The following is a 211-nucleotide window of genomic DNA, read 5'->3' as shown; positions in this document are numbered from 1 at the left end:
CACTGGCGGCGACCTATGGCCGTTACGGCTACCGCCGGATCACGGCGCTGCTGCATCAGGCGGGCTGGTCTGTGAACGCCAAACGGGTTCAGCGGATCTGGCGACGGGAAGGGCTGAAGGTCCCGCAGAAACAGCCGAAACGCGGTCGGCTCTGGCTCAACGACGGGTCATGCGTGCGGCTGCGCGCTGAACGGCCCAACCATGTCTGGTC

General features: G+C 66.4%; 1 protein-coding gene. It reads left to right on the top strand.

The genetic code is table 11. The annotated features are described in order from the left end of the window. The coding region (locus RRF55_RS29260; RefSeq protein WP_439419492.1) for an IS3 family transposase at positions 1-211 on the top strand (211 nt) is incomplete at both ends.

Source organism: Klebsiella sp. K47 (genome assembly GCF_051858335.1).
GTDB lineage: Bacteria > Pseudomonadota > Gammaproteobacteria > Enterobacterales > Enterobacteriaceae > Klebsiella > Klebsiella pneumoniae.
The sequence above is the reverse complement of the archived record's forward strand: the minus strand, read 5'-3'. Positions and strand labels throughout refer to the sequence as shown.